24 protein-coding genes and 2 pseudogenes are annotated in these 26,678 nt (G+C 62.9%); 10 read left to right on the plus strand and 16 right to left on the minus strand.

Features of this window, described 5'->3' with window-relative positions:
• Window positions 1–198: 198 nt before the first annotated feature.
• The 7 genes and pseudogenes from C7I85_RS21865 to C7I85_RS21895 all read right to left on the minus strand — a co-directional run.
• Window positions 199–1,097 (minus strand): annotated as a pseudogene (locus C7I85_RS21865) (IS3 family transposase); the annotation flags it as partial.
• A gap of 384 nt (window positions 1,098–1,481) precedes the next feature.
• Window positions 1,482–2,129: a dihydroxyacetone kinase family protein gene (locus C7I85_RS21870; protein ID WP_181257260.1), complete on the minus strand. Its 648-nt coding sequence runs from the start codon at window positions 2,127–2,129 to the stop codon at window positions 1,482–1,484.
• Window positions 2,130–2,133: 4 nt separating this feature from the next.
• The gene (locus tag C7I85_RS21875; protein WP_106726148.1) at window positions 2,134–3,135 is read right to left on the minus strand and encodes a dihydroxyacetone kinase subunit DhaK; all 1,002 of its coding nucleotides are present in this window, start codon (window positions 3,133–3,135) and stop codon (window positions 2,134–2,136) included.
• Between the two features lie 21 nt (window positions 3,136–3,156).
• Entirely contained in the window at window positions 3,157–4,194 is a 1,038-nt protein-coding gene (locus C7I85_RS21880) for an ABC transporter permease (protein WP_106726149.1), read from the minus strand.
• Window positions 4,191–5,759 carry a sugar ABC transporter ATP-binding protein gene (locus C7I85_RS21885; protein WP_106726150.1) on the minus strand — a complete coding sequence of 523 codons (1,569 nt, stop codon included), beginning with the start codon at window positions 5,757–5,759 and terminating at the stop codon, window positions 4,191–4,193. The genes C7I85_RS21880 and C7I85_RS21885 overlap by 4 nt, the downstream gene beginning before the upstream one ends.
• Window positions 5,760–5,834: 75 nt before the next feature.
• Window positions 5,835–6,845, minus strand: a complete 1,011-nt coding sequence (locus C7I85_RS21890; protein ID WP_106726151.1) for a substrate-binding domain-containing protein — start codon at window positions 6,843–6,845, stop codon at window positions 5,835–5,837.
• Between the two features lie 28 nt (window positions 6,846–6,873).
• A complete protein-coding gene (locus tag C7I85_RS21895; RefSeq protein WP_106726152.1) occupies window positions 6,874–7,896 on the minus strand; it encodes an ABC transporter permease in 1,023 nt (340 codons plus the stop codon).
• 194 nt (window positions 7,897–8,090) lie between these two features.
• Between C7I85_RS21895 and C7I85_RS21900 the strand changes: the two genes are divergently transcribed.
• The 3 genes from C7I85_RS21900 to C7I85_RS31050 all read left to right on the plus strand — a co-directional run bounded on the left by C7I85_RS21900 (window position 8,091) and on the right by C7I85_RS31050 (window position 10,586).
• Window positions 8,091–9,176 (plus strand): LacI family DNA-binding transcriptional regulator, encoded by a 1,086-nt coding sequence (locus C7I85_RS21900; protein ID WP_106726153.1) that lies wholly within the window; start codon window positions 8,091–8,093, stop codon window positions 9,174–9,176.
• Window positions 9,177–9,194: 18 nt separating this feature from the next.
• Complete coding sequence (locus C7I85_RS21905) at window positions 9,195–10,256, plus strand: aldo/keto reductase (RefSeq protein WP_106726154.1); 1,062 nt, start codon at window positions 9,195–9,197, stop codon at window positions 10,254–10,256.
• A gap of 156 nt (window positions 10,257–10,412) precedes the next feature.
• Window positions 10,413–10,586: a hypothetical protein gene (locus C7I85_RS31050; RefSeq protein ID WP_181257262.1), complete on the plus strand. Its 174-nt coding sequence runs from the start codon at window positions 10,413–10,415 to the stop codon at window positions 10,584–10,586.
• Window positions 10,587–10,602: 16 nt separating this feature from the next.
• Here C7I85_RS31050 and C7I85_RS21915 read toward each other — a convergent pair whose 3' ends face one another.
• Window positions 10,603–11,184: a TetR/AcrR family transcriptional regulator gene (locus C7I85_RS21915; protein ID WP_181257263.1), complete on the minus strand. Its 582-nt coding sequence runs from the start codon at window positions 11,182–11,184 to the stop codon at window positions 10,603–10,605.
• Window positions 11,185–11,341: 157 nt separating this feature from the next.
• On the opposite strand from C7I85_RS21915, the gene C7I85_RS21920 reads away from it, so the two are divergent.
• The 4 genes from C7I85_RS21920 (at window position 11,342) to C7I85_RS21935 (ending at window position 16,435) form a co-directional block, all read left to right on the plus strand.
• Window positions 11,342–12,286 carry an ABC transporter substrate-binding protein gene (locus C7I85_RS21920; protein ID WP_106726157.1) on the plus strand — a complete coding sequence of 315 codons (945 nt, stop codon included), beginning with the start codon at window positions 11,342–11,344 and terminating at the stop codon, window positions 12,284–12,286.
• 142 nt (window positions 12,287–12,428) lie between these two features.
• On the plus strand, window positions 12,429–13,388 hold the full coding sequence (locus C7I85_RS21925) for a quaternary amine ABC transporter ATP-binding protein (RefSeq protein WP_428832886.1): 960 nt from the start codon (window positions 12,429–12,431) through the stop codon (window positions 13,386–13,388).
• A gap of 6 nt (window positions 13,389–13,394) precedes the next feature.
• On the plus strand, window positions 13,395–15,476 hold the full coding sequence (locus C7I85_RS21930) for an ABC transporter permease (RefSeq protein ID WP_106726159.1): 2,082 nt from the start codon (window positions 13,395–13,397) through the stop codon (window positions 15,474–15,476).
• A gap of 11 nt (window positions 15,477–15,487) precedes the next feature.
• Window positions 15,488–16,435: a nucleoside hydrolase gene (locus tag C7I85_RS21935; RefSeq protein ID WP_106726202.1), complete on the plus strand. Its 948-nt coding sequence runs from the start codon at window positions 15,488–15,490 to the stop codon at window positions 16,433–16,435.
• 648 nt (window positions 16,436–17,083) lie between these two features.
• Here the strand turns inward: C7I85_RS21935 and C7I85_RS21940 are convergent.
• Window positions 17,084–17,581: a TOBE domain-containing protein gene (locus C7I85_RS21940; RefSeq protein ID WP_245445044.1), complete on the minus strand. Its 498-nt coding sequence runs from the start codon at window positions 17,579–17,581 to the stop codon at window positions 17,084–17,086.
• Between the two features lie 33 nt (window positions 17,582–17,614).
• Between C7I85_RS21940 and C7I85_RS31055 the strand changes: the two genes are divergently transcribed.
• A complete protein-coding gene (locus C7I85_RS31055; protein WP_181257265.1) occupies window positions 17,615–17,788 on the plus strand; it encodes a hypothetical protein in 174 nt (57 codons plus the stop codon).
• 30 nt (window positions 17,789–17,818) lie between these two features.
• On the opposite strand, the gene C7I85_RS21945 is transcribed toward C7I85_RS31055, so the two are convergent.
• Window positions 17,819–18,172, minus strand: a complete 354-nt coding sequence (locus tag C7I85_RS21945) for a hypothetical protein (RefSeq protein WP_106726160.1) — start codon at window positions 18,170–18,172, stop codon at window positions 17,819–17,821.
• A 99-nt stretch (window positions 18,173–18,271) separates the two neighbouring features.
• Between C7I85_RS21945 and C7I85_RS21950 the strand changes: the two genes are divergently transcribed.
• On the plus strand, window positions 18,272–18,574 hold the full coding sequence (locus tag C7I85_RS21950; RefSeq protein ID WP_106726161.1) for a hypothetical protein: 303 nt from the start codon (window positions 18,272–18,274) through the stop codon (window positions 18,572–18,574).
• A 337-nt stretch (window positions 18,575–18,911) separates the two neighbouring features.
• Here C7I85_RS21950 and msrA read toward each other — a convergent pair whose 3' ends face one another.
• The 3 genes and pseudogenes from msrA to C7I85_RS21960 all read right to left on the minus strand — a co-directional run.
• The gene (msrA, locus tag C7I85_RS21955; RefSeq protein ID WP_106726162.1) at window positions 18,912–19,433 is read right to left on the minus strand and encodes a peptide-methionine (S)-S-oxide reductase MsrA; all 522 of its coding nucleotides are present in this window, start codon (window positions 19,431–19,433) and stop codon (window positions 18,912–18,914) included.
• The gene (locus C7I85_RS30595) at window positions 19,417–19,773 is read right to left on the minus strand and encodes a hypothetical protein (RefSeq protein ID WP_146148913.1); all 357 of its coding nucleotides are present in this window, start codon (window positions 19,771–19,773) and stop codon (window positions 19,417–19,419) included. The genes msrA and C7I85_RS30595 overlap by 17 nt, the downstream gene beginning before the upstream one ends.
• A gap of 50 nt (window positions 19,774–19,823) precedes the next feature.
• A pseudogene (locus C7I85_RS21960) lies at window positions 19,824–20,279 on the minus strand (EmrB/QacA family drug resistance transporter); the annotation flags it as partial.
• Between the two features lie 159 nt (window positions 20,280–20,438).
• Between C7I85_RS21960 and C7I85_RS21965 the strand changes: the two are divergent.
• Window positions 20,439–21,155, plus strand: coding sequence for a DUF1614 domain-containing protein (locus C7I85_RS21965; protein ID WP_106726163.1), 717 nt, complete (start codon window positions 20,439–20,441; stop codon window positions 21,153–21,155).
• Window positions 21,156–21,201: 46 nt separating this feature from the next.
• On the opposite strand, the gene C7I85_RS21970 is transcribed toward C7I85_RS21965, so the two are convergent.
• The 3 genes from C7I85_RS21970 to C7I85_RS21980 are packed head-to-tail and all read right to left on the minus strand — an operon-like array spanning window position 21,202 to window position 26,652.
• Window positions 21,202–24,462, minus strand: coding sequence for an error-prone DNA polymerase (locus C7I85_RS21970; RefSeq protein WP_106726204.1), 3,261 nt, complete (start codon window positions 24,460–24,462; stop codon window positions 21,202–21,204).
• Window positions 24,462–25,976: a Y-family DNA polymerase gene (locus C7I85_RS21975; RefSeq protein ID WP_181257267.1), complete on the minus strand. Its 1,515-nt coding sequence runs from the start codon at window positions 25,974–25,976 to the stop codon at window positions 24,462–24,464. Before C7I85_RS21975 ends, C7I85_RS21970 begins: the two co-directional genes overlap by 1 nt.
• The gene (locus C7I85_RS21980) at window positions 25,894–26,652 is read right to left on the minus strand and encodes an ImuA family protein (RefSeq protein WP_106726165.1); all 759 of its coding nucleotides are present in this window, start codon (window positions 26,650–26,652) and stop codon (window positions 25,894–25,896) included. The genes C7I85_RS21975 and C7I85_RS21980 overlap by 83 nt, the downstream gene beginning before the upstream one ends.
• Window positions 26,653–26,678: the final 26 nt, after the last annotated feature.

The raw sequence follows: 26,678 nt of genomic DNA on the forward strand, positions 1-26,678 counted from the left end.
AGACCCGATATCGACGAGCCGACGACGCTGCTTCTGTCAGCCAATACCCAGACAGGTCTGCTGATCGAGCTTTGCGTTGGTAGCCTCGGGTAGCCTCGGCGGTTTTGCACAAAACGTTACCAATTTTGCAGCTGTGGCAACTTTTGATGGTCGCCCCGGCGAGACGCGTGAACATCGAAGCTCAGCTTGATATCTGGTGTGGTGCTTCAGAAAAGACGACCAGTCCATGCTGGTGAACTGGGAGCCTTGGTCGGAATGGATGAGCACCCTGGACGTCGGCTTTCTCCTCCACACCGCCATGAGCAAAGCCTGCAACACGACGTCTGTGGTCTGGCGGCTCTGCATGGACCAGCCGACGACCCGGCGAGAGAACAGATCGATCACGACCGCCAGATAGGCAAAGCCTTCCATGGTCCGGATGTAGGTGATGTCGGTCACCCACGCCCTGTCCGGGGCTTCGACATCGAACTGCCGGGCCAGCGTGTTGTCGACGACCACCGATGGCTTGCCGCCATGGGAGCCGGGCCGACGCTTGTAGCCGATCTGGGCCTTGATGCCGGCAAGCCTTGCAAGGCGAGCAACACGGTTTGGGCAACTCATCTCGCCCTGCTCCAGAAGGTCATCGTGCAGCTTGCGGTAGCCGTAGACCCTGCCGCTGTCCTTCCACGCCGTCTCGATGAGTTCGGTCTGGCGCGCGCCTTCCCGGGCGCGTTTGCTCAACGGGCTCTTCAGCCACGCATAGAAGCCGCTGGGTTGGATGCGCAGGCAACGACACATCGCCCGCACCGAAAACAGCGGGCGATGCTCGGCAACAAACGCGTATCTCACTTTGCATCCTTGGCGAAATACGCGGTGGCTCTTTTTAAGATGTCGCGCTCCTCGGTGACGCGCGCCAGCTCCGTCTTCAGCCGCCGGATCTCGGCAGCCTGATCCGCGTCGCCCGAGCCTGAAGGCCTCGAGAGCTTCTTCTTCCACGCATAGAGCGAATGCTGGCTCACGCCCAGACGCTGCGAAACCTCCGCTACCGGATAGCCCCGCTCGGTGATCTGAGCCACAGCATCACGTTTGAAATCATCACTGAAATTGCCGGTCCCCATCATGGCCTCCTTGCCTCAAAATTAGGGAAGAAGGCGTTCACAAATCTAGGGGCTATTCAAGCTCCCTCTATGGGAACCACCTTCCCTCGCTGGAGAGAAAGGGCGCAGTCATACGCCCGAAGAATGGCTGGACGGCTCCGATCAAGCAAGCTGGCTTAGATCGCGAAAGGTACATGAAATTCGATCTCAATCTCCTCTGAGACTGGGCCGCGAACGATACACCTCATGGCTCGTCACTTGGCGCCGCGGGAAAGGCTCTCATAACGAACTGGTGGCGAATGTGGCCATTTACCACCAGTTGCGTTCTAATTCCTCACTAAAACACTCAGGTTCGAGAGGGCTGTGCACGAAGGTGTTACAGATATTGCAGGATTGTCGAAGGCTCTATCGGCCCGCCACCATTTCCGCCATGCAGCGGATCAGGAAATAGCCCACCGTCGCGCCGGCATCCTGCAAGCCGACGGTCTTTTCCTGGAATGCGGCCGCCTTGCCGTGCTGGGCGAGCATGGACTTGGTGGCTTCCAGCGCCTGCTCCGCGACCGCCGCCGTTGCATTCAGCGCCACGGACAGGGAAGCACCGGCGGAAGCCTGCGCCTCGAGCGTCGCCGCAATCGGGTCGAGCACGTCGAGCAGGGTCTTGTCGCCGAGCTTTGCCTTGCCGCGTTCGGCGACACCATCGCGATAGGCGCGCCAGAAGGCGGCCACTTCGGCCGTGCCGAGCGTGTCCTTGCCCTCGACGGCCTTGCTCGCCCTGAGAAAGCCGGTGGCCGTCAGCGTGCCCATGGTGGACGGCGCAGTACGCGCCATGGTTGCCCCGGCGGTGCGCAGCAGCTTGGCCATGCCAGCCGCCTCGCCTTCCGCGTCGAGCGCCTCCGCCGCAGCGGCGAAGGACTTGCTCATGGTGATGCCGAGGTCGCTGTCGCCGACCTTGCCGTCGAGCGCGATGAGGAACTCGCGCTGTTCGGCAAAGAGTTCCTTCCAGCTCTTGAAGAGGTCGATCAGGCCGGCTGTGTTCAATGTCTGCATGGCCATGCCATCACCCCGCGACATGCTGGAAGAACGGCGTGTTGGCCGGGGCGGCGATGAGGCGGTCGAGTTCCTCATCGAGGTGCAGGATCGAGATCGAGGCGCCGGCCATTTCCATCGAGGTGGCGAACTCGCCGACCCAAACATATTTCGCGGTCACGCCGCGGCCTTCCAGAAGCTGCGAGACGCGGCGGAAGAGGATATAGAGTTCTTCCAGCGGCGTGCCACCAAGGCCGTTCATCAGCACGGCAACGTTGTCGCCCTGCTTGTAGTCCGTTTCCGCAAAGATGCGGTCCATCATCTCGTCGACGACGGCATCGGCTGGCGCGAGTTTCTTGCGGCTAATGCCGGGCTCGCCATGAATGCCCATGCCGATTTCCATTTCGTCCTCGCCGATGGAGAAGGTGGCATGGCCGATTTCCGGAACGACGCAGCTCGAAAGGGCAACGCCCATGGTGCGCGTGCGCAGGCGCGCCTTGTCGGCAAGCCGTGTCACCTCATCGAGGGAAAGACCTTCGGCAGCGGCCGCACCGGCGGCCTTGTAGATGAAGAAGATACCGGCGACGCCGCGGCGCTTGTGCTCTTCGCCGACGACCGACGAGGCAACGTCGTCATTGCCGACGACCTGCTTGACAGCGATGCCATCGAGATCGGCAAGCTCGGCCGCCATGTCGAAGTTGATAATGTCGCCGGAATAGTTGCCGTAGATGTAAAGGACGCCGGCGCCCTGATCGATGTGCTTGGTCACCTGGTACATCTGCTCGGCGCTGGGCGACTGGAAGACGCCGCCGACAGCCGCGCCATCAAGCATTCCGTCGCCGACGAAGCCGAGGAAGGTCGGCAGGTGGCCGGAGCCGCCGCCGGTCGCGATGCCGACCTTGCCGGGCTTGGTCCTGGCCGTGACGAGGCAGCGCAGGTCGTCTGCCGTATAGGTGACAGCGGGATGTGCCTTGTAGATGCCTTCCAGCATCTCGTCGACGAAGTTGACGGAATCGTTCAGGAACTTCTTCATGGGTTTCCTCGGGATGTGGGGTTATTTCTTGCGCTGGCGCGTGACGAAGAAGGCGGCGGCCAGCAGGATGAAGCTGCCGACGACGAGCCGCTGCCAGGTGCTGGGAATGCCTACCAGGACGAGCACGCTGTTGAGCACGACGATCAAAAGCACGCCCAGAAGGGTGCCGAGGACCGTGCCCGTTCCGCCGGTGATGCGCGCGCCGCCGAGCACGACGGCGGCGATGACGCTGATCTCGGTGCCCACCAGATCGAAGGGGTTTGCCTGTCGGTTGGCGCAGACATGGATGATGCCGGCAAGGCCCGCCAGCGCGCCCGCATAGCCAAACAGGAAGACGTGCACGGTGCGCAGGCTGTAGCCGAGGCGGCTCGCAATGTCGGCATTGCCGCCGACCGCGAAGATGGCGCGGCCCATCAGGGTGCGGTTGAGGATCCACCAGGTCACGAACGCCGCGACCGGCAAGACGAGGAAGTAGAACGGCAGCGTGATAAGCGCGCCATTTGCGGACTCGAACTGGACGAGCGGCATGCGGCCGAAGGCGCCCATCTGCGGCGGCAGCGACATGATCCAGACCGTGCCGATGAAGGACAGCAGGAAGCCGCGGAACAGATACTGGGTGCCGATGGTGACGATCAGCGACGGCACCTTCAGGTGATGGACGAGCAGGCCGTTGATTATGCCGAGCAGCGCGCCGCCAAGCGTCGCCATGAGTATGATGACGACTATCGGCAGGCCTGGCAGATAGCTCTGAACCAGCACGGTCATCGAATACATGGCGAACGCTGCGATCGCGGTGAACGAGACGTCGATGCCGCCGGCCGCCAGGATGACGAAGACGCCAAGCGCAAACAGGCCCATGACGACGCTGGCGCGGCCGATGTCGATGAGGGTCGAGGGCTGCAGGAAGGCGGGGTTGGCGATGGCAACGATCACGCAGATCGCCACCAGCAGCGCGAAAGTGATGCTCTCCGGGCGCCGGCGCACGAGTTCACCGAGGCTGAAGGGAGCACGCGCCGGGGCGGCGGCGCCGTGAAGGTCTTCGGTACGTGAAGCACTCATTGCGCGCTCTCCGTCGCGGTCGTCAGCATTGCCTTGTAAAGCTCGTCCTCGGTCGCCCGCCCGGCGTCCATTTCGGCAACCACACGGCCGTTGTTCATGACGAGAATGCGATCTGCGTTCTGCAGGAGCTCGGGCAGGTCGTCGCTGACGATGACCAGGCCCATGCCCGCTTCGGCAAGCGCTTGGATGACCCGATAGATCGTGTCCTTGGAGCCGACGTCGACGCCGACGGTGGGTCCGTGCAGCACCAGGAGCTTGGGCGCGATGCTCAGCCAGCGGCCGATCAGCACGCGCTGCTGGTTACCGCCCGAAAGCGCTCCAACCGGCAGGTTGAGGTCTTTTGTGTTCAGCCGCATCTCCTCTGAGAGACGGGCTGCGATCTTGCGCCCCTCCTCCCGGTCAACGACGCCGAGCGAATTGGCAAGGCGCGAGACTATGAGCGCGATCTCGTTCTCGAAGATCGACTTGTCGAGGAAAAGGCCCTCGGCAAGCCGGTCCTCCGGCACGTAACCGATGCCGCGCGCGATCGCCTCGGCGGGGGAGCGCATGGAAACGGTCTTGCCGTCGAGTGTCACCACGCCGCCGGTCGCCGGCGCGACGCCGGCCAGGGCCATTGCGAGTTCGTTGCGGCCGGAATCGGCAAGGCCGGTAATGCCGAGGATTTCGCCCTTCTTCAGGGAGAAGCTCATCTCGCGCACGCCCTCGGCGACGAGGCGGTCGACCTTGAGGAGCTCGGCGTCGGACGGCTTGCCCGTGCGATAGCGCTGCGCGTCGATGGAGCGGCCGGTCATCAGTTCGGCGAGTTCCTTCTTGCTGTAGGTCTCGATCGGGCCCTGGGCCACGCACTGGCCGTCGCGGAACACCACCGCATACCCGCCTATGCGGTAGCATTCATCCAGCTTGTGCGTGACGAAAAGCACCGCGACGTTTTCGGAGCGCAGCCGCTCCACCACGCGGATGAGGTTGTCCACCTCGCGGCGCGTCAGCGACGTGGTCGGCTCGTCCATGATGACGAGCTTGGCGCGGGTCGCGATCGCCCGTGCAATGGCGACGAGCTGCCTGGAAGCGAGCGGCAGGTCGGAAACTATGGTGTTGAGAAAGGCGCGGTCGGTCGGCAGGCCCGCGGCGGCAAGCGCCCTTTCGGCCGTCTCCTTCAGTCGCTTGCGGTCGAAGAGGAGCGCGAGGCGGCCACCTGCGTTCACCAGCTGCTCGCTCAGTGCGACATTTTCGGCGACCGTGAGGTTGGGCAGCAGCGACAGGTCCTGGTAGACAGTCTCGATGCCGGCGGCGAGCGACTGGATCGGCGTCAGCGACGAGAAGGTCTCGCCGTCGAGCACGATCTCGCCCGAGGTCGGCGCATGGGCGCCCGACATGATCTTGATGACGGTGCTTTTGCCGCAGCCATTCTCGCCGAGCAGATGGTAGGCCTCGCCCGGCTGGAGCGTCAGGTCGATGCCGCGCAGGGCATGGACGCCGCCGAACCATTTCTGGATGTTCCTGAGTTCAAGGAGCGACGCCGATTGCTTCGCGCTATGTGCTTGTGCCGCCACGGAAATTGTCCTCATGCTGACCGGCGAGTTGCCACGCCGGACGGTTCCGGCCGGAAGGTTAAGCTTCCGGCCGGCTGACGGTTTGACGGATTAGAACAGGTGTTCCTTATAGGTCGCCTTGTCGGCGAGAACCATGCCGTTGCCGAGGATGAGCAGGCCCTTGCCGGGACCCTGCTTGACCGAGACCTTGTTGTAGCCCTCGACGCCGAGGTCCATGCCGTCGGTCACTTCCTTCTTCTCCAGCAGAAGCTTGGCGACGGCGTTCATCGCCATGCCGGCCTTCTGCGGATCCCAGAAGCCGATTGCCGTGATCGCGCCGGACTCGAGCAGGTCGGCCGACGGGTTCGGCAGGCCGGTGCCGACCAAGCACACCTTGCCGCTCAGGCCCGCTTCGTCGATGGCGCGGCCGACGCCGAGAACGTCGTTGCCGGCGGAGGTCTGGAAGCCCTTGAGGTCGGGGTGCTTGCGCAGGATTTCCTTGGCCTTTTCATAGGTGCCGTTGGCGTCGTCGAAGGATTCGTTGTTCGGATCTACGAGCTCCATGCCGGCATACTTCTTGGCATTCTCCTCGGCAGCGCCGACCCACTGCATGTGCGTGCGGCTGCCGAGCGAGCCGACGAACGTCGTCCACTTGCCTTCCTTGCCCATGCACTCGGCCAGACGCTCGTTCAGCGCCGCGCCGTAGTCGGAGTTGTCGAAGGCTTCGACGTCCGCATTGGTGTTAATCTGGTTGTCGGCCTCATGGGTGACGACGACGATGCCACGGTCCATGGCGCGCTTGAACGTGCCTTCCAGGACAGCCGGATCCATCGGCACGACGGCAAGCGCGTTGACGCCCTTGGCGACGAGGTCGTTGACAATCTGCAACTGCTGGGCCGAGTCGGCGGTCGCCGGGCCGCTCTGGCTCGCAACGACGTCCGGGTGGGCTTCCTGATAGGCGACGACGCCGGTGTTCATGCGGTCAAACCACGGAATACCGCTTATCTTGACCACGGTGGCGATCACAGGCTTCTCCTGTGCCACCAGCGCACCCATCGTACCTGCGAGCGCGACAGCTGCAACCGTGGTTCCAGCCAATAGCTTTTTCGAAAACGACTTCATGTTTACCTCCACGAATTTCCCTCCAGTTTCACTTCGGCGCTTGAGGGACAGGCACCGAAGGGGTTTGCAAATGGCGCCCCGGGAGCAGGAAGCCGGCGATGTCGTAGCGGCCGACGGCCAGGAAGGTGAGCAACAGCAGGCCCCAGGCAAAATCGCGCACGAAATTGGAAAGGCCGCCGAAATTGAGCAGACTGGACATCAGCTGGAGCGCGATGGCGCTGAGCACGACGCAAATGACGCGGCCGTATCCACCTTCCGGCTTCACCCCTGCCATGACGGCGATCAGGATGGCGATCAGCAGATAGGAACTGCCGTAATCGAACTTCACATTGACGTTGCGCGCCGCGATGATGACGCCGGCAAGGCCTGAAAGCGTGCCGGAGAGGGCGTAGGTAGCGATCAGCACCCAGTTCCTCGGAAAGCCTGCATAGACGGCCGCCTTGGGATTGGTTCCGATCAGCATCAGCCAAAGGCCGTAGGGCGTGAACTTCAGGACCGCGGCCACGACCGCCGCGACGACCATGAAGACAAGGAAGCTGAACGGGACCTCGAACAGCATGTCGTTGCCGAGGCTGGAAAGGAGCTCCGGGCTGCCGACTGTGACCGCCTTTCCGCCCGAGACGACGACGGCAAGCCCCATGAAAGCCATCTGCGTGCCGAGCGTGCAGAGGATCGGCGTGATGTTAAGCCGCGAAATGAGAAGGCCGTTGATCAGCCCGCCAGTAAAGCCGGTGAGGATCGCGCCCGCGATGAAGACGAGGCTGAAGGCCGTGCCGCTGTCGGTTGCCGACAGGAAGGACGAGACGATCACCGCCGAGAGAACGCCCGAAAGGTTCGCAAGAGCGATACCCGACAGGTCGATGCCGCCATTGCCGGCGCACATCGCCAGCATGACGCCGATCGCCAGAAGGCCGATTTCCGGCACCTGGCTCGCCATGGACTGAAGATTGAAAATGGACAGAAACGAGCCGCCGGAGATCAGGGCGCCCGCAACAAGCAATACGCCGTTTATGACGACCAGCATCGCCAGCTGCCCGCCGGTTTTACGCATTACCCCCTCCGACGTTTAGTAAACAATCGCACGATTCACTAAAACGCTAGCAAAGGATTTTTAGGCTGGCAAGCCCTGCCTGTGCGACACATCGGTTGCGAAAGGCGCAGAATTGCCTTACGTCTCGCAGGCGTCGTCTAAATCGTTTAGTAAATTTATTCGCAGTCGCAGCACAAAAGGCGCCTTACCTCCGCATGAAAAATCCGGGAAAACCGACCATCAGGGACATCGCTGAGGCGGCGGGCGTATCGCCCGCGACGGTTTCGCTCGTATTGAACGGCAAAGGAGAAATTTCCGGTGTGACGCGAGCGCGCGTGCTGGAAGCCGTGGCAAGTTTGAACTACGTGCCGCGCGCGACGCGCAACAGCACGGAACCCGGCGAAACACTGCGCTTCCTCAAGATCGCGAAGCATGGCCACACGGTCAATCGCGACCACAGCGTGTTCATCTCCGACTATATCGACGGCATGTCGGCCGAGGCGACGCGACGCAACTACACGCTCGAAGTTGTAAGCTTCGAGGGGCAGCTGATCAGTTCCGTGGCCGAGTCCCTTGCAGGCGCTCCCATTTCCGGCGTCATCGCACTCGGCACGGAGTTGACTGAAGCCGATATCCGGTTGATCCAGGGCCTCGGCCTCCCGACCGTCTTCATCGATACGTTCTACGACGTCCTCGACGCCAATTTCGTCGACATGAATAACGAGGATGCCGTCTACAAGGTGCTGTCCCACTTCCAGAAACAGGGTTTCCGGCGCATCGGGCTCGTCGCCTCCCATGTCGAGACAACGAACTTCCGTCTGCGCCGCGACGCCTTCTTCAAAAACATGGCGCGCCTCGGCCTGTCGGTAAACCAAGCCGACATCCTCTCGGTGGAATCGACCTATGATGGTGCGTATCTCGACACGCGTGAGCTGCTGACCAACGGCCTCGATCTTGCGGAATGCTATTTCTGCACGAATGACATCATCGCCTACGGCTTCATCCGTGCACTGCGCGAGCACGGCATCGCCATACCGGACGACGTCTCGATAATCGGCTTCGACAATCTCCCCCAGAGCGCGACGATGGAGCCGCGCCTGACGACGATCGACGTGTCGAAGCGCAAGATCGGTTATCTCGCCGTCACCATCCTCAACGACCTGATCGGTGCAGCCGAGCCGCAGCCGCCGGTCAAGATTCTCGTCGGCGCCGATCTGGTGCTGCGCGCCAGCCATGAACGCGGCGCCGCAAAGACGGCGCGCGACCGCCCGCCACGCACGATGCAGCAACCGGCAGAGTAATCCCGCAGGAGCAAGACCATGGAGTACAGGACACTCGGCCGCACCGGCCTGAAGGTTTCGGCCATAGCCATGGGCACCTTCTCCTTCGGCGGCGTTGGCGCCTTTTCGCGGGTCGCCACCCAGGGCGTTGCGGAGGCGCGCCGTCTGATCGATTGCTGCATCGACGGTGGCGTCAATCTCTTCGACACCGCCAACATGTACTCGCTTGGCCGTTCGGAGGAGATTCTCGGCGAAGCGCTGGGCGAGAAGCGCAACAAGGTGCTGATCTCCTCAAAGGCTCGCATGCGCATCGGTGATGGGCCGAACGATGAGGGCACGTCGCGTTACCACCTCATCCGCGAATGCGAAAACAGCCTCAAGCGGCTCAAGACTGACCATATCGACATCTACTTCATGCACGAATGGGACGGGGTGACGCCGGTCGAGGAGATGCTGTCGGCACTCGATACGCTGCGCCAGCAGGGCAAGATCCGCTATATCGGCTGCTCCAACTATTCGGGCTGGCACATCATGAAGGCGCTGGGCGTGGCGGAGGCGAAGAACCTGCCGCGCTTCGTCACCCAGCAGATCCACTACACGCTGGAAGCGCGCGAAGCGGAGTACGAGCTTCTGCCGATTTCCGTAGATCAGGGCCTTGGCGTGATGGTCTGGAGCCCGCTCGCCGCCGGCCTGCTGTCAGGTGCCTTCGGCCGCGACAAGACGCCGGCCAATTCCCGCCAGGCCGCCGGCTGGAGCGAACCGCCGATCCGCGACCAAGAGCGCCTGTGGACGATCGTCGATGCACTTGAGCTCATCGCCAAAGCTCGCGACGTCACCGTGGCGCAGGTGTCGCTTGCCTGGACCCTGTCACGCCCTGCGATCGCGAGCCTCGTGGTTGGCGGCCTCAACGCAGACCAATTCCGCGACAATATCGGAGCCGTCGACCTGAAACTCACCGAAGACGAACTGGACACGCTGAACAGGGTCAGTCGCCCGCCCTACCTCTACCCCTATTGGCACCAGCACAATTTCGCCAGCGACCGTTTCGGCCCCGGGGACCGGGCTCTGCACGACAGCTACGCTGAACTCGGCACGATTTAAGTCTTTGATGCCGGCACCATAAGTGTTTGATCCCGTTATCGGAAGGCGCGCCAGAGAAGAAGCGTTCGCCGCAACAGTCCCCCAATGCCGGAGCTCAACTAGACTGACTTCCGGAACGAATTGGTATTCGGCCCCTTTCAAAGCAGGTCGGCCTGCTTGCGCATCGCGGTTGGACGTGGCGATGTTGCTGCCGTTGCCTGCATTCCGCGCCTATATCAACACCTGGACCGCCAGCGGGTCGTCCCCTTTGGTGTGCCCATCTCGGCCACGCTGCTGGTGACCATTGCGCTGCAGCTTTATGGCCTGGCCGCCAAGTTCATTATCATGTAGCGCTTCGAGAGCCGGCCTAGCGCTGGACCTCCGCTGAAACGCGGGTCATCGCAATAAGCCGTTTCAAGAACTCCGCGCGATCGGGGAGGCTAAGTGGCGGTAAGCCGATCGCCTCGTTGAAGTAGAGCCCATCGACTGCAAGCCTGATGACTTCGGCGTGCAGATAATCCAATCCGTCGTCTCTCAATCGATCGGACCACTTCGTGCTTTCGACGGCATAGTCGGCCAGAAGGTCTGGATCGGTGGCAATTCCAGCGATCATCGCAGCCGCTATGTCATCGGCCCGCTCGGCAGGAAAACTGGTGGTGATGTAGGCGCGCAGATAGGAACCTGGCGTCGGGTCGCTCGCAATCATTGCCGTGGTCTTTTCCTCGAATGAATCGAGGCCGGCCGTGATCATTGCGCGGATCAAGGCATCCTTCGAGGCAAAATAGTGCAGCAGCCCGCCCTTGCTGATGCCCGCGGCCTTGGCGACGTCGGCCAGCGTCATGCGCGCGGCGCCCTGCTCCATGACGATCCGCGTTGCCGCATTGACGATCGTCGTCCTGATCTCGTCGCCGCTCTTTCTTCTTTTGCGTACCGGCTTTTCGGCCATCATTGATTCATAAGACTCCGCCTCTATCCGACCCTTCCCCGAAAAACCCAGGATTGCAACAATTTTTCCGACCGACCGGACGGTTTTTGTTATGGACCGGCTGGACGGTTTGGAATATAGGTCACCGCGAACTGGGCAGAAGTCATAGGAGGAGAATGACATGCGCCGTGTCCGATCGATCTACCTGGCCGCAGGCTTGAGCGTCACCGCATTGCTCAGCTGGCCTTGTGCGGCCGCCCTGTCGGCTCCCCTGGGCGACAGTTCCGAGCCGATCAAGATCGCGCTTAATGAATGGACCGGACAGAACATCACTGCTCGCGTCGCAGGACAGCTTCTGGAAAAGCTCGGCTACCGGGTCCAATACGTGACCGCCGGCAGTTTCCCCCAATGGATCGGGATGCAAGACGGCTCGCTCGACATGACGCCGGAACTGTGGACAAACAATCTCGGCGACATCTATCCGAAGCTTCTGGCGGAAAAGAAGGTCGAGCCGGTGGGCGACCTCGGGCTCAACGCCCGTGACGGCTGGGCCTACACCGACGCGACCCTTGCCATCTGCCCCGGCCTGCCCGATTGGAAGGCGCTGCTGGAGCCGTCTTGCGCTGCAGCCCTGGCAACGGCCGAGACGCTGCCGAATGGCCGTCTTGTCGACTACCCGGCCGATTGGGGAACCGCCTCCGCCAATGAGATCGAGGATTTCAAGCTGCCGCTCACTGCCGTGCCGGCCGGGTCGGAGGGAGCCTTGGTGGCAGAGTTGCAGTCTGCCATCGCTGCCGAGAAGCCGCTCCTTCTACGCTTCTGGGCACCGCACTGGCTGCTTGCGCAGGCAAAACTCAACTGGGTTGAGATGCCTCCTTGTGATCCAAACGATGGCGCGCGCTGCGTTCTGCCTTCGCCCGTCATCAAGGTCGTCCGCGCGGGCTTCGGCGACAAATGGCCGGCCGCCTACTCCTTCATGAAGCAATACCAGCTGAGCGCGGAAGATCAGCAGGTGATGATGATGGAGATCGACCAGAACCACAGGGAAATCGGCAGCGTCGTCAGCCGGTGGGTGGCCGACAATGCTGCGAAATGGAACCCCTGGATCGAAGACGCGAAGAAATAAGCCCTCTTCAATTGTCGATCTGTGACGGGAAATTCCGATGAGTTCAGCGCCCTCGCTCGCTTCGCCGCGGCAAGTTAAACTCGCCTGCCGAGATTTATGGAAACTCTATGGGGCGCGTCCCCGGGATGCGATGGCCGCGGCCATGCCCCTTGTCGAGGACAAGGATCGACTGCGGTCCGAACTCGCGGGGAGCGGACACGTCGCGGCAGTTGCCGGTGCCAGCCTGGAGGTGCACGAGGCGGAAATATTCGTGCTCATGGGGCTGTCCGGCTCCGGGAAATCGACGCTGCTGCGATGCCTTACACGGCTCATAGAGCCGACCAGCGGCAAGGTGTTGCTGGACGGCGAGGATCTGCTTGCCGCAAGCCGCCACCGCATGGTCGAGCTTCGCCGCCACGCCATGGGCATGGTGTTTCAGAACTTCGGTCTGCTGCCGCACCTCACCGTACTCGACAATGTCGCGTTTCCGCTTCGCGTGCAGGGCATTGAGGCGAGCAAGCGTTACGCCCGAGCGCGGGAGATGATCGAGCTTGTGGGCTTGCGAGGACTGGAGGGGCACTTTCCGAGCCAGCTCTCGGGCGGCCAGCAGCAGCGCGTGGGCATTGCCAGATCCCTGGCCGTCGGACCGCAGATCTGGTTCCTGGATGAGCCGTTTTCGGCGCTCGATCCGCTGATCCGCAGGCAGATGCAGGACGAGTTCATCCGCCTGCAGAAAATGCTGCGCAAGACCATCGTTTTCGTCACGCACGATGTCCAGGAGGCCTTCAGGCTGGCCGATCGCATCGCAATCATGCGGCATGGGTCGATCGTCCAGATGGGAACGCCGGCTGAGATCGCGCTCGCGCCCGCCAATGCCTATATCGCCGAATTCCTGCGAGACATTCCCACCTTGAGGGTCATCAAGGCGGCCGACGTTATGAGGCCACTGGCGGCGGACACGTCGCCGGCTCACGTCGTTTCAGGCTCCGCAGTGCTTGAGGAAATCGTGCCGCTTGTCCTGAACGGTACCCCCTTGGTCGGCGTGCAGGACGAAGCCGGGGCGATCGTCGGCCAGGTCACCGCGGCGGAAATCGCCGAACTTGCCAGGCAAGGCCGGGACTAGGCGGTCATGAAGTCTCACATCGCGAACTTGTTTTCGCCAGCGGCCATTCGCGCGCTTGCCGTTCCCGGCGCGATCCTTCTTTGCGTCGTGGCGGGCGCCAAGTGGAACTGGATTGCACAGTTTCCGGACGACTGGACACTGCCTGTCGCGGCCGGGATCAACGTGATCCTGAACTCGATCATTCCCAACATCCTGCCGCTAACGTCCACGGTCAGCCATGCGCTCGGCACGATGCTCGGCTCACTGGTCGCCACCCTGCAATTCCTGCCATGGCCCGCGGTAGTGCTCGCCGTCATGCTGATCGGGTTCAAGGCCGGCGGGCTACGCCTTCTCGCGCTTTGCCTTTGCGCGCTGTCCTATATCGTCCTTGCCGGCTTCTGGCGCCAAAGCATGGCGACCCTCTCGCTCGTGATCCTTGCGGTGCCGATCTCGGTGCTGGGCGGCTTCCTGCTGGGCCTCGGTGCCTTCCTGCTGCCATGGGTCCGACGCCCAATCGAACTGCTGTTCGACTTTATGCAGACCTTCCCGGCCTTCGCCTATCTGATCCCGCTGCTCCTGCTGTTCGGTTTCGGGCCCATTGCAGGCCTGGTTGCCACCGCCATCTATGCCATACCGCCGATGGCGCGCTGCATGCTGAGCGGCCTCACCCAGGTTCCGCGAGAACTCGTTGAGGTCGGAGACATGACCGGGTGCACCCCATTGCAGCGTCTGCTCTGGGTCGAATTGCCGAGCGCGAAGCCGATGATGATGATCGGCATCAACCAGACGACGATGGCCGCACTCAGCATGGTCATCACCGCCTCGATCATCGGCGGCTTCGATGACATCGGCTGGGCGGTCCTCAGCGGGCTTCGTCAGGCCGACTTGGGCAAGAGCTTGCTCTCCGGTCTCGTGATCGTGCTGATTTCGATCATCACGGATCGGATTACCGCGGGAATTTTCGCAGGGCGACGCGCACAGAACGGTTGGCATATGCGCTGGGGAACGGCCCCGGTTCTGCTTGCCGCTGCAGCCATTCTCGGCATGGGCGCGCTTTCGCGGTGGGCCGCCCCGGATCTCGTGCAAGGCCTGAACGAGACAAGGGGTGTGATCGACCTCAGCGTAGTCAACAGCGCCGTGCTCGGTTTCGTCGGCCGTTACGGCCACATACTGGACGCGCTCAAGAGCGGCATCCTCTATTATCTCGTGCTGCCTTTGCGGCTTGGGCTTTCAGGCGCGGTGCTTCCCACCACCTGGGGCTTTGCGATGACACCGCCGGTCACGGCCTTCTATGCCGCCGTGGCGTTGCTTCTCGCAATCCGCCAATGGGCGAAAGGCAACCCGGGCGGCGCGGCCGGCACGCTGTCCCTGGCAATCTTGCTCTTCATTGGCCTGGTCGGGTTCCCATGGCCCGCAGCAATCCTGCTCGTGATGTGGTGTGCGTTGCGTGTTTCTGGGCCGAAATTCGCGTTCTTTGCCGGTGCGAGCCTTGGGTTCGCGCTGTTGAGCGGACTCTGGATACCGTTCGTGAAGTCGCTCTATCTCGTCGGCGTTTCGGTCGCGCTCTGCGCGCTGGTCGGCGGCCTTCTGGGCATGCTCGCGGCACACAACAGCTGGCTTTCCGCCGGCCTGCGGCCGATCAACGACGCCCTCCAGACCATGCCGCAGTTCGTCTTTCTGATTCCGGCGCTGATGTTCTTCAAGGTTGGCGAGTTCGCAGGTCTGATCGCCATATCGCTTTATGCGATCGTGCCGGCCATCCGCTACACCGAAGCCGGCTTGAGGGCCGTTCCAGCAACCATTCTCGAAACGGCAAGGCAACTCGGCTGTACGCCGGCGCAGAGCAACCTGCTCGTACAAGTTCCGCTGGCGCGTCCGGCGCTGCTTCTGGGTCTCAACCAGACCGTGATGGCCGCGATCACCATGCTGCCGATCGCAGCCACCGTCGGCACAGCCGAGCTTGGCCAGCAGATCTATATCTCGCTTGGCAAGGCCGATGCGGGCCTGGGCATCACCGCCGGTATCGTCTTCTGCCTCACCGCCATCAATCTCGACCGCATGCTGCGCGCCGCCGCCGAGCGCTGCGCAACGCCTGACCAAGACAAATGAAGGAAAGCAAAGTGCATTTATCCGAATGCGACCGACTGGCATTGCTGACGCCGCGCAAGGGCAAGCTTCGAGTGGTGATCGATACCGATACCTATAATGAAATCGACGACCAGTTCGCGCTCGTGCACGCGCTTTTGTCGCCGGAGCGAATGGAGGTCGAGGCGATCTATGCCGCCCCCTTCATGAACGAAACCTGCTCCGATCCCGGTCGGGGCATGGAACTAAGCTACCAGGAAATCCTCGCGCTTCTCGAGCGCCTCGGCATTCCGCATCAGGGTCTCGTTCATCGTGGCGCCACGAACTATGTCGGGCCTGACAAGATCGCCGTGAAGGCACCCGCCATCGACGATCTCGTCGCGCGAGCGCGCAAGGGTTCGCCGGCTAACCCGCTCTATGTCATCGCCATCGGCGCCATCAGCAATGTCGCGTCGGCGCTGCTGGCGGCGCCCGACATCATCGATCGCATCGTGGTCGTCTGGCTGGGCGGGCATGCGATCGACTGGCAGCATCAGGTGGAATTCAACCTCCAGCAGGATGTGGGCGGGACCCAGGTTCTCTTCGATTGCGGAGTGCCTCTGGTGCTGGTTCCTTGCGAGGGCGTCACGTCCATCCTCCATAGCACGGTGCCGGAGATCGAACGCTATGTCGAACCGTTCGGGGAAATCGGTAAGTTTCTTGCCATGCGCTTTAAGGGCTACGCCGACGACCACATTGGCTGGGCGAAGGAAATATGGGACATGGGTGCCGTGGGCTGGGCGCTGGATCCCGACTGGGCGCCCAGCGTACCGATGCCGACACCTGTGCTGACCAATGAGATGCGCTATAGCACCGACCGTTCGCGCCATTTGATGCGCTATGTCGGATCGATAAACCGCAATTCCATCATGCAGGATTTCATCAGGAAGCTGGCGGCACACAGCAAGGACGCGCCTTCTTCCAATAGCCGACAAGGCCGTTAGCCAACTCGCAAGAGAAGAGAAAAAGCGCTCGGCAGTCACTGACTACGAAAACACGAACTGCGCCAAGAGTCCTCCTATTGGTTGGAACACTGCCGCTCCCGAGCGGCAGTGTCGTCGAGCCGGATGCCATTCTGCTGTCATCCGGGGAGAAGGCAGGCCGCGTTCAGACCAGGCCTGGCGAACTACTTCGTTGCCGAGCTCAACGCCGCTTCGTTTTGATCGGCGCGTCTGTAGGCTTAGCAATCGGTGGGTGGTTGGACAGGCGGATCAGACGATGCGACGATTTCTTTTCGAAGGCCGGTATGGCGCTCCGTGAAGCCTAGGCCCTTGCTTCCACCAGCCGGCCGCTAGTCTTCTGTCAGCAGCATTTCTGGTGTGAGCCAAAACGGCGGGAGACAGAGCGGCGCCGACGAAAGCGGCAAGACGCTCTCGGCAATATCGACGCCAATCTCGTTGCGCATGAATGCACGTCGCGCCTGCACGCGAGCATGGACCGCCGGGTGCCGACTGCTCAATTCTTCGCGTAATGCGGTGTCGGCAAACGCGATGCTGTCGATGCAAACCAGCGCCGAACCTTCCGGCAGCGGCGCCGGGCTAATGTCGACCTGATAATGCGCCCCGGATGGGATGGCCTCGTCGGAACCCTTTCTAATCGGCGTATGCGGCCGGTATGGCCGGCTGTTCCAGCGGCAGGCCGAAATCGGGAACCGTTACGGGACGAAGGGCAATGGGCATTTCTTGTCCAGCGGGTTGAACAGGCCGGGTCGACCCGTCAGTTGCGATTTGGAGAAGTCTGGAGGCGGGAAGGACATCGATAGCGGACAGCGCGATCCTGCAGCCCAACAGCTGTCCGGGCATCACCGCGGCCGTATCGGGATGCAAGGCCGCAACGATCTGCTCACCAGTCGGCAAGCCGAGCGCAATGCGCTCCAGCGCGCCGACAAAGGACACATCGTACACCGTCGCCTTGAAGCCGACTTCGCCAAGCGAAGCGACGCCGATGCGGATATCTTCCGGGCGGGCTGCGCATGTGGCCGTACCTTGGCTGAATTCAACCGGTTGCCCCAGGAACTGCGCATGGCCGTCCACCGGGCCTATCTGCGGATCACGGACGATCGCGCCCAGATCGATCAGTTGCGGGAACAATGGGATGGACCAGCGACGCCGGCGACGTTCCGAATGGGCATCCATCGGACCGACGCAGAGAAGGCCGCTATCGGCCACCAGCTGCTCGACAAGAAGGCCGAGCTACCGCGTGGCCACTTCGGCGCCTGGCTTAAGGAGCAGGGTGTTCCGAGGCAGTTTGCGAGCGAGGCAATGAGGCTGGCGAGAAGCGACGCCAGCCTCGTTTGAGGCGGTGACCGTGAACGCTGGTTGGCACCCTTACTGAACCAGCGCCAAGTATCGGCCTGCAGTCATCGTTCGCCCGCCAAGCTGCGCCTTGCAATCGGACTGGATGGCCGAGCTTCCGGTCATCTCGATGGTGTCACCGACCAGGCGAAGGCAGTCGGAAGAACCGGAGGCGGAGTTTCCGGCAAAGAAGATGTGGGCGTTCGGTGCGTAGACGAAGCCACTAAGCTTGGATGCCGCGCCACCGTTGATCTTCAGTTCCTGAGTATTGTCCCGTCCCTGAAAGATGGTGATGCCTGCATAAGGTCCCGAGGTCGGAGGGGATAGGTTTACCGTTTCGTTTGCGTTGATGGTCAAGTTCGAGCCATCCAGCAGGAAGATGGTCACGAAGAAAGATACCTAATTCGGTTCTCTGCTGCCCCGGCTTCTGCCGGGGCTTTTTTTGTTAGCCCTCACAGCGCCATCCATCTAGCGGCAAAAGGCGAAATGGCAACGCAGAACCGGTTCGTTCTTGAGAAGTTCAATAACATTCCATCACCTGCGCCAGGGCAACTTCGTCGCTGTGTAGACCGACACGAACTGAAAGAATTGCTTGAAACGGAGTTCGAGGTGCAAGAGATCTTTTCGGTGTCGCCAAGGGTCAATCGCGGCGTGATGCGACTAGTCAACTCCCATAAGCTGAATTGGCTAATTCGCACCCTAATGGGCAACACGGTTGATAGGCTTAAGGAACGGATGGGACTGGGCTGGACGCTCATGGCATTGGCGCGCAAGCGGACGACTGCCTGACGATTCCTCGCTCGCGGTACCCAACAACCGGGATTGTCGGTCGGCTTCGGCATCGAGACTTAGATGCGCTGGAAGAAGAAATGCCGCCGCCTCGGGTGAGACGACGGGCATGTCGCCTGGGCAATGAATGCCGCGGTACACCGTGGCAACGCCCAAGCAAAGGAATCTTGCGCTTTTCGAATCGCCCCAACTCAAGCGCAGGCCCAGAACCGCGTTTCCACTTGCCTCTCACTCGCCACTGCTTGCGCGATCAGGGAAACAATATGGCAAGAACACGCATCGGCTTCGACACGGGTTCTTGGGAAGATCGACCAGCAACGCTGTGACCGATCGCCTATCAGACGCGACGGGCCTCCTCGCGCTTTGGCAGCTTCCAATTCGGTCGCGGGAAATGGCAGGTGTAGCCGTTGGGATAGCGCTCGAGATAGTCCTGATGCTCCGGCTCGGCTTCCCAGAAATCGCTCGCCGGTGTCACCTCGGTGACAACCTTGCCTGGCCACAGTCCCGAGGCATCGACGTCGGCAATCGTCTCTTCCGCGACGCGCTTCTGCTCGTCGTTCAGATAGAAGATTGCCGAGCGGTAACTCGTGCCAACATCATTGCCTTGGCGATTGCGCGTCGTCGGATCGTGAATCTGGAAAAAAAGCTCCAGGAGGTCGCGGTAGCTGGTCCTGGTCGGATCGAATACGATCTCGATTGCCTCGGCATGGCCATCATGGTTGCGATAGGTGGCATTGCGCACGCGCCCGCCGGTGTAGCCGACGCGGGTCGAGATCACACCAGGATAGCGCCGGATCAGGTCCTGCATTCCCCAGAAGCAGCCACCGGCAAGCACTGCGCGTTCACTTGCGACATTCATGACAATCTCCTCGAGTTCTAGGTTTCCCCGATAATATAGGCGCCCTGGCGACATACAGCACGTGGTGAGCGACGTCGGGACTGGCCAGGTGATCTCTCCTCCGCCCGATCAGTCCACCTGCCAGCGGCAGGTAGGCGCGTGGTAATGGCGGCGGTGGGCTATCCGCTCTCGGCCAGGCTCTTGTGGCTCTCTCCTCGTCGGTGTGGAAGAGCTGCGGATCGAACTGGGTGGCGAACGCCTTGATCTGCGCCTCGTCGATCGTGTGGGTCGCGCTCTTGAAGCGCTGTCCGACATGAAGGTCGTCGAGACAGAGACCATCAGTCGGTGCGGGGTTGCTCATTGCTGCCTCTTTGATCCATCTCGTTTCGACACAGGCCACGGTCCGGCTGATCAATGGGCGCTTGCGCCTCCACCACCGACCTGGATCTTCTTGGTAAAGAGCAGCGCAATGGCGGCGAGCGCAAGCACTGTGCCGATCACGGCGAATGTGTCGCTGAAGCCCAGGACCAGCGCCTGGCGACGGACGCTCGCGCCGATCGCGGCAATCGCCTTGTGCTGCGCGACGGCAGGGTCGGTCACGCCGTGGTCCATGAAGTACTGCGTGAACTGGCCGATCCTGTCGCGTACCTCATCCCGATAGACCGTGACGGACTGGCCGATGATGTTCGAATGGAACTGCTCGCGCTTGGTCAACACTGTCGCCAGCGTGGCCGTGCCCACCGCGCCGCCGAGATTGCGCAGCATGTTCGTCAGGCCGGAAGCCGCGCCTGCCTCGCTGGACGCAATGCCGGCCGTCGTGATGACAGTGATCGAGGTCAGCACCAATGCCTGACCGACGGCGCGCACTTTATGGGTTCACGGCCTGGCCGTCGAGAGCGATAACAATGCGCATGGCTCAGTATCCCTTGCGTGGGTTCGAGCTGGCGGGACGCGGTGTTGTGTCTCTTCGCGTTCTGCGTGAATATTGGCGGAGCCCACTCACGAGGCTTTGTCGCCGAGGCTCCAATGCAAATCGCTCAGTTTTTCTACCTTCCGGTCGCGCCCGTATTCTTCTTCGTGCTCGTTGCGGTTTGTTTCCTTGTATTGGCTTTTTGCCTGATAAGGCGCGCTTACCTGCAACTGGGCCTGACCCCGGCCCAAGCCATGTTTTTGCTGATCGGTTCCTTGATCGGAAGCTTCATCAACATTCCCGTCACGGTGATTTCGACGAATTCCGTCATGGCGGATCAAATGGTCGAGTTCTTCGGCATGCGCTACCCAATCCCGCCAGCAACCGACTGGGGCGGCACCGTTCTTGCGATAAATGTGGGCGGAGCGATCATTCCGGTGGTCATGTCGGTGTTCCTACTCATTCGATGGCAGCTCTGGTCGGCAGGGCTGTTGGCGACGGCCGTGGTGGCTGCGATCTGTTACTGGTTCTCGTCCGCCATTCCGGGGATGGGGATAGCCGTACCGGTATTCATCCCGGCGATAGTAGCGACCGTTTTGGCCCTGCTGCTGTCACGCCAGAGCGCCGCACCGCTTGCTTACATCGCCGGGTCGCTGGGCGCGTTGATCGGGGGGGATTTGCTGAATTATGGGAAGCTCGCCGATCTCGGTGCTCCCATCTTATCGCTCGGTGGAGCGGGAACCTTCGATGCCGTTTTCCTGACAGGTGTCATTGCGGTACTGATCACCGGCATATCATCGCGGGGGGAGGGCACAAAGCCAACAACCTCCTGATCATCGCAGCTATCGGCGCGAAGCCGTCAGGCACTGCGGCCACGGCTCAATGAAAATTCCGACTTTTCACCTTGAGCCGATCGATATGCAGGTCGGGTATGAAGATGTCCCGCGCTGGCGCGACCGCTTGCGGCCGCTCGCGGGGATCGGGCGCGCCATTGCCGCGCGCGAATTCGTCGCCGCGCCCATGCGGCAGCGGAAACTGAGCATCCCGCTCGCCGAGCCGGCCGAGGTCTTCCGACAGGTCGAACAGCCGCTGGGCGACGAGATGAACGACATCGCCTTCCCGCTGGATCTTGCCGTTGATCGCCAACAACGCGCTCGACAGCACGAGCCGACGCTGCCGTTCGAACAGCTTTGGCCAGACGACCGCGTTGACGATGCCGGTTTCGTCCTCAAGCGTCATGAACATCACCCCCTTCGCCGATCCCGGCCGTTGGCGAACGAGGACAAGGCCGCCCGTCATCAGCCAGCGACCATCGCGTGCGGCCATTGCCTCGGCGCAGGTGACGACGCGCCGTCGCTGCAGGTCCTGGCGCAGGAACGCGACCGGATGTTGGCGTAGTGTCAGGCCGACATGGGCGTAGTCTTCGACGACCTCATGCCCGGCCCGCATCGACGGCAAGGCAACTTCCGGCTCCTGCACTTCCGCGACCTGGCGGGCTTCGCGTGCGGCAGCGGCCGCCCAAAGCGCCAGCGGCTCGTCGCGCAGCGCCTTGATCGCCCACAGCGCGTCGCGACGCTGAAGCCTCAGCGCCGGGCAAAACGCGTCGGCCTCGGCGAGCTTCACCAGCGCCGCCGTCGGCACCCCGGACCGCCGCCAGAGATCGTCGGCCGAGGCAAACGGCTCGTCGGCGCGGGCCGCGACGATCCGGGCGGCGTCCGCGGTGGCGAGCCCCTTCACCAGCCGCATACCGAGGCGGACCGCCTTCATGCCGCCCTCGCCCGCATCCTCGAGCGTGCAGTCCCAACGTGAGGCGTTCACGCAGACCGGCCGCACCTCGACACCATGCTGACAGGCATCGCGCACGATCTGCGCCGGCGCATAGAAGCCCATCGGCTGCGAGTTCAGGAGTGCGGCGCAGAAGGCGTCCGGGTGATGGCACTTCACCCAGTTGGAGGCGTAAGCGATGAGGGCGAAGCTGGCGGCGTGGCTTTCCGGAAAGCCGTAAGAGCCGAAGCCCTCGAGCTGGCTGAAGGTGCGCTCGGCGAACTCTACCGAATAGCCGTTCTTGACCATGCCGGAGACGAGCTTGTCCTTGAACTTCGAGACTCCGCCGGTGAACTTAAAGGTCGCCATGGATTTGCGGAGCTGGTCGGCCTCGCCGCCGGTGAAACCGGCGCAGACCATCGCCACCTTCATGGCGCTCTCCTGGAACAGCGGGATGCCGAGGGTCTTCGACAACACCGCCTCCAGTTCCGGCGTCGGGTAGTTGACGGGCTCCTTTCCTTCCCGCCGTCGAAGATAGGGATGCACCATGTCGCCCTGGATCGGGCCGGGCCGGACGATGGCAACCTGGATGACGAGGTCGTAGAAGGTGCGCGGCTTCAGGCGTGGCAGCATCGACATCTGCGCGCGGCTTTCGATCTGGAAGGTGCCGAGCGTATCGGCCTTGCGGATCATCGCGTAGGTCTTAGGGTCTTCTGCCGGAATGGAAGCAAGGTCGCGAACATCGCCCTTGTGCTCGGCCATCAGCGCGAAGGCCTTCGACATGCAGGTGAGCATGCCAAGCGCCAGCACGTCGACCTTCATGAACTTCAAAGCCTCGATGTCATCCTTGTCCCATTCGATGACCTGGCGGTCGTCCATACGCGCCGGCTCGATCGGCACGAGATCGTCGAGCCGGTCATGGGTGAGGACGAAGCCGCCCGGGTGCTGGCCGAGATGGCGCGGCGCGCCCATGAGCTGCTGCGCCAGCTCCAGCGTCAGCTTCAGCCGATAGTCGGCGACATTGAGGTTGTTCTCCTGGAGCTGGCGTTCGGACACCGCTTCCGACCAGCCCCACACCCCCGAGACCAACTGCCCGATCATGTCCTCCGGCAGGCCGAGCGCCTTGCCGACGTCGCGCAGCGCGCCCTTGGCGCGGTAGCGGGTCACTGTCGAACAGAGCGCGGCCTTGCTCCGGCCGTAGGTGTCATAAATCCACTGAATAACCTCCTCGCGGCGCTCGTGTTCGAAATCGACGTCGATATCCGGCGGCTCGTCGCGTTCCCGGGAGACGAAACGCTCGAACAACAGGTCGTTCGTCTCCGGATCGATGGAGGTCACGCCCAGGCAGTAGCAGACGGCCGAGTTTGCGGCCGAGCCCCTGCCCTGACACAGGATGCCCCTCGACCGTGCAAACCGCACGATCGAATAGACCGTCAGGAAATAGGGCGCGTAGTTCATGACGCGGATCAGTTCCAGCTCATGCAGCAAGGCCTTTCGCACCTTCTCCGGCACACCCTCGGGATAGCGGCCAGCGGCGCCCTCCCAGGTGAACTTGACCAGCGACTGCTGCGCATCGAGGCCCGGCACGATCGCCTCTTCTGGATACTGGTATTGCAGCTCGGCGAGATCGAAGCTGCACCGCTCGATGATCTCGCGCGTGCGGGCAAGCGCTTCGGGATAGTCGGCGAAGAGCCGCTGCATCTCCTCTGGCGCCTTCAGGTAGCGGTCGGCGTGGCGCTCGCGGTCGAAACCGACATCGTCCATGGTGGTGCGGGTACGGATGCAGGTCACGACATCCTGAAGCTGCCGCCGGCCGGGTTCATGGAACAGCACATCGTTGGTGACGATCGTTCTGACTTTGAACCGGGCGGCCAGGCTGGCGATGCCGTGCAGGCGCAGGCGATCGTTCGGCCGCCGGCGCAGGCATAGGCTGACATAGGCGCGGTCGCCGAACAGCTCGGCCAGCTTGCGAAGCTGCACGCCACACGCCTCGTCGGCCTCATCGGGCACGAGCACTCCGATCATCCCGGCGGCGTGTTCGGCAAGGTCCGCGAATTCGAGCAGGCAATTGCCCTTGCCGCCACGGGCCTTGCCAAGGGACAGCAGCCGGGTCAGGCGCGCATAGGCCGAGCGGTCCATGGGGTAGACGAGGATCGACATGCCGTCCGTCAGATCGAGGCGGCAACCGACCACCAGCCGCACGTCGGTGGCCTTGGCCGCCTCCCAGGCGCGCACGATACCGGCGAGGCTATTGCGGTCAACAACGCCGAGCGTGTCGATGCCGAGCGCGGCCGCGGTGGCGAACAGCTCGTCGGCGCTCGACGCGCCGCGCAGAAAGGAGAAGTGCGTCGTGATCTGCAGCTCGGCATAGCGCATCATCCGAACACCCCATGCAGGAACCAGAGATGTGAGCCGGTTTCCGGGTCGACCCCATCGCCGGCGCGGTAGACCCAGTAACGCTCGCCTAGCTCGTCCTCGACGACGAAATAGTCCCGCACCGCCTGAAATTCGCGCGGGCGCAGCCACCATTCGCCAAAGATGCGTTCCGGCCCGTCGGCGCGCATGACCTTGCGTCGCTTGCCGCGCCAGGTGAAGACCGCAGGCGGTTGATCCGGAAGCAGCGCAATGACCTCGATGCGCTCGGGGTTGGCGAGGAGGCGCGACGGCCGCGGCCACTTGGCGGCCCAGGCCTGCCCGATGTCCGGCGCCGCGGCTGAGATGCGTCGGACCGACCGTTCCGGCACATCGGAGGCGACGGGTGCGACCCGGAAGAGCCGATGGCCGCGATTGCCAAGAATATCGACGAGCGGTGTGATGTCGGCGACGGCTTCCTCGATCAGCGAGGACGCGACCTGCCTCTCCGCCAGCGGCTCGGTCAAGATGGCGACGACGGCCAGCTTCTCGATGCCGAAGCCCGGCGCGATGCTCTCGATGCGGTCGCAGAGCAGTTTCGACAGGCGCGCCGGATCGCGGACCGGCTTGGCGAGGCCGGCGCGCAGATGCTGGCGCGTGTTGTCGACGCGATGGATGATGAGGTCGCAACGCAGCGCGCCGAGGCCTTCTTGCGCGAGCCGGGCGGCGAGCTGCTCGACCAGCCGGTGGACGTATCTGGCGATGGTTTCCGGCGCACCGATGGGCTCGGCGAAGTTCTTCGAAACCTCCACAAGGTCCGGGGTTCGGATCGGCTCGATCGGCTCGGCGACCCGGCCGAACATCTGGTCGAGGCGGCGGGCCGGTTCCGGACCGAACCGCAGCGCCAGCGGCGCGCGTGGCATGGCCGCGAGCTGGCCGACCGTGTCGATGCCGAGCACCCGCAGACCCTGGATGGTCTCCGCAGCAAGCCGCAGGGCGACGATGGGCAGATCGATGACCGCCTTGGTAACGTCGCCCCCGGGCACGATGGTTGTCTCCGCTGCCCGTAGCCGGGCGAGCGCATGCGCCGCGCCCCAGGTGTCAGCGATGGCCGCCCGCGCCGTCAGACCGTGGCTGCGCATCCGATTGACGAGACCGGACAGGAGAAGCTCCTCGCCGCCGTGAAGGTGGTCTGCCCCGTCGGTGTCCATGACCAGACCGTCGACGCCGTCCACCGCAACGACAGGGCTGTAGTGGCGCAGCGTCCAAAGCGCCAACCGCCACAGCGCCGACGCGTCGTCGGTCGGCCCCGCGTCGATAACCAGGAGATCAGCGACCATGGCCTGCGCCTTGCTGGCAGGCATGCCCACTCTCAGACCCAGCTTGAGCGCAGTCGGGTCCGCAGCGGATATCCAGCGCTTCGAGCCACTGCGGGCGATCACCACCAGAGGCTTGTCAGCCGGCAAGGCGTCGCAAGTGCGCCGCCTGATCCGGTCGACCGCCAGAAACGGGAAGTAGACAGACACGACCCTTGGCATCGGGGGCTCCAATTTCGAACTCGGCGCACTCGCCCGCCTTGACGCGCATCAGTTCCGCCAGCCACCGGGCCCTCCCGACGCCCGCCACCGGCAACCGTTCCGACGGCAGGGTGCTGATGCGCCACCGCGTCGCCGAGGCCGTCGGCTGTCCATAGTCCGACGCCTCGCTCTGTCGGCGCCACCGTCGCAGCACGATGCCCATGCTGCCGCTCTTCTCCGCCGCCAACTGCAGGCGCCGCGACGCGTTCATCGGCAGACGGACCAGTTCGCCGACCACCGCCGAGAGGCCGCCGAACGACAGCCCCGCCTCCATCGCCGACAGAACCTCTTCCTCCTTGTCACTCTCGCACCAGACGACACGGTCGGGATGAAGTCCCGCCTGCGAGATCGCCGGAAAGAACAGGTCGGGGCGGGTCATGCACCAGAGCACCTTGCCCCGCGTCCGGGCGGCGATGCCGGCCACGAACAGCGCGGCTGCCGCGCCGTCGACCGTCCCGCCCCCGCCGCCGGCGATCTCGTGCAACGCGCCAAAGGCGAGCCCGCCGCCCGGCAACGCACGGTCCATCTCCGGAACCGCAAACGGCAGCACGGATTGGGTGCGAGCCGCGCCGCCTTCGAGCTGACCGATGCGCGCTCGAAGCTCGGCAAGCACAGGATTAAGGGCAGGCTTCGACACGACAGAAATGGCACTCCCTTCTCGGG

Source organism: Pseudaminobacter soli (ex Li et al. 2025), assembly GCF_003012705.1.
In the GTDB taxonomy this organism is placed as follows: Bacteria; Pseudomonadota; Alphaproteobacteria; order Rhizobiales; family Rhizobiaceae; genus Pseudaminobacter; species Pseudaminobacter soli.

Coding starts and splice junctions, on each gene's coding strand:
- C7I85_RS21870 (WP_181257260.1), bottom strand. CDS start 2,129: ATGGCCATGCAGACATTGAACACAGCCGGCCTGATCGACCTCTTCAAG.
- C7I85_RS21875 (WP_106726148.1), bottom strand. CDS start 3,135: ATGAAGAAGTTCCTGAACGATTCCGTCAACTTCGTCGACGAGATGCTG.
- C7I85_RS21880 (WP_106726149.1), bottom strand. CDS start 4,194: ATGAGTGCTTCACGTACCGAAGACCTTCACGGCGCCGCCGCCCCGGCG.
- C7I85_RS21885 (WP_106726150.1), bottom strand. CDS start 5,759: ATGAGGACAATTTCCGTGGCGGCACAAGCACATAGCGCGAAGCAATCG.
- C7I85_RS21890 (WP_106726151.1), bottom strand. CDS start 6,845: ATGAAGTCGTTTTCGAAAAAGCTATTGGCTGGAACCACGGTTGCAGCT.
- C7I85_RS21895 (WP_106726152.1), bottom strand. CDS start 7,896: ATGCGTAAAACCGGCGGGCAGCTGGCGATGCTGGTCGTCATAAACGGC.
- C7I85_RS21900 (WP_106726153.1), top strand. CDS start 8,091: ATGAAAAATCCGGGAAAACCGACCATCAGGGACATCGCTGAGGCGGCG.
- C7I85_RS21905 (WP_106726154.1), top strand. CDS start 9,195: ATGGAGTACAGGACACTCGGCCGCACCGGCCTGAAGGTTTCGGCCATA.
- C7I85_RS21915 (WP_181257263.1), bottom strand. CDS start 11,184: ATGATGGCCGAAAAGCCGGTACGCAAAAGAAGAAAGAGCGGCGACGAG.
- C7I85_RS21920 (WP_106726157.1), top strand. CDS start 11,342: ATGCGCCGTGTCCGATCGATCTACCTGGCCGCAGGCTTGAGCGTCACC.
- C7I85_RS21925 (WP_428832886.1), top strand. CDS start 12,429: ATGCCCCTTGTCGAGGACAAGGATCGACTGCGGTCCGAACTCGCGGGG.
- C7I85_RS21930 (WP_106726159.1), top strand. CDS start 13,395: ATGAAGTCTCACATCGCGAACTTGTTTTCGCCAGCGGCCATTCGCGCG.
- C7I85_RS31055 (WP_181257265.1), top strand. CDS start 17,615: ATGGGCATCCATCGGACCGACGCAGAGAAGGCCGCTATCGGCCACCAG.
- C7I85_RS21950 (WP_106726161.1), top strand. CDS start 18,272: ATGGCAACGCAGAACCGGTTCGTTCTTGAGAAGTTCAATAACATTCCA.
- msrA (WP_106726162.1), bottom strand. CDS start 19,433: ATGAATGTCGCAAGTGAACGCGCAGTGCTTGCCGGTGGCTGCTTCTGG.
- C7I85_RS30595 (WP_146148913.1), bottom strand. CDS start 19,773: ATGAGCAACCCCGCACCGACTGATGGTCTCTGTCTCGACGACCTTCAT.
- C7I85_RS21965 (WP_106726163.1), top strand. CDS start 20,439: ATGCAAATCGCTCAGTTTTTCTACCTTCCGGTCGCGCCCGTATTCTTC.
- C7I85_RS21970 (WP_106726204.1), bottom strand. CDS start 24,462: ATGCGCTATGCCGAGCTGCAGATCACGACGCACTTCTCCTTTCTGCGC.
- C7I85_RS21975 (WP_181257267.1), bottom strand. CDS start 25,976: ATGCCAAGGGTCGTGTCTGTCTACTTCCCGTTTCTGGCGGTCGACCGG.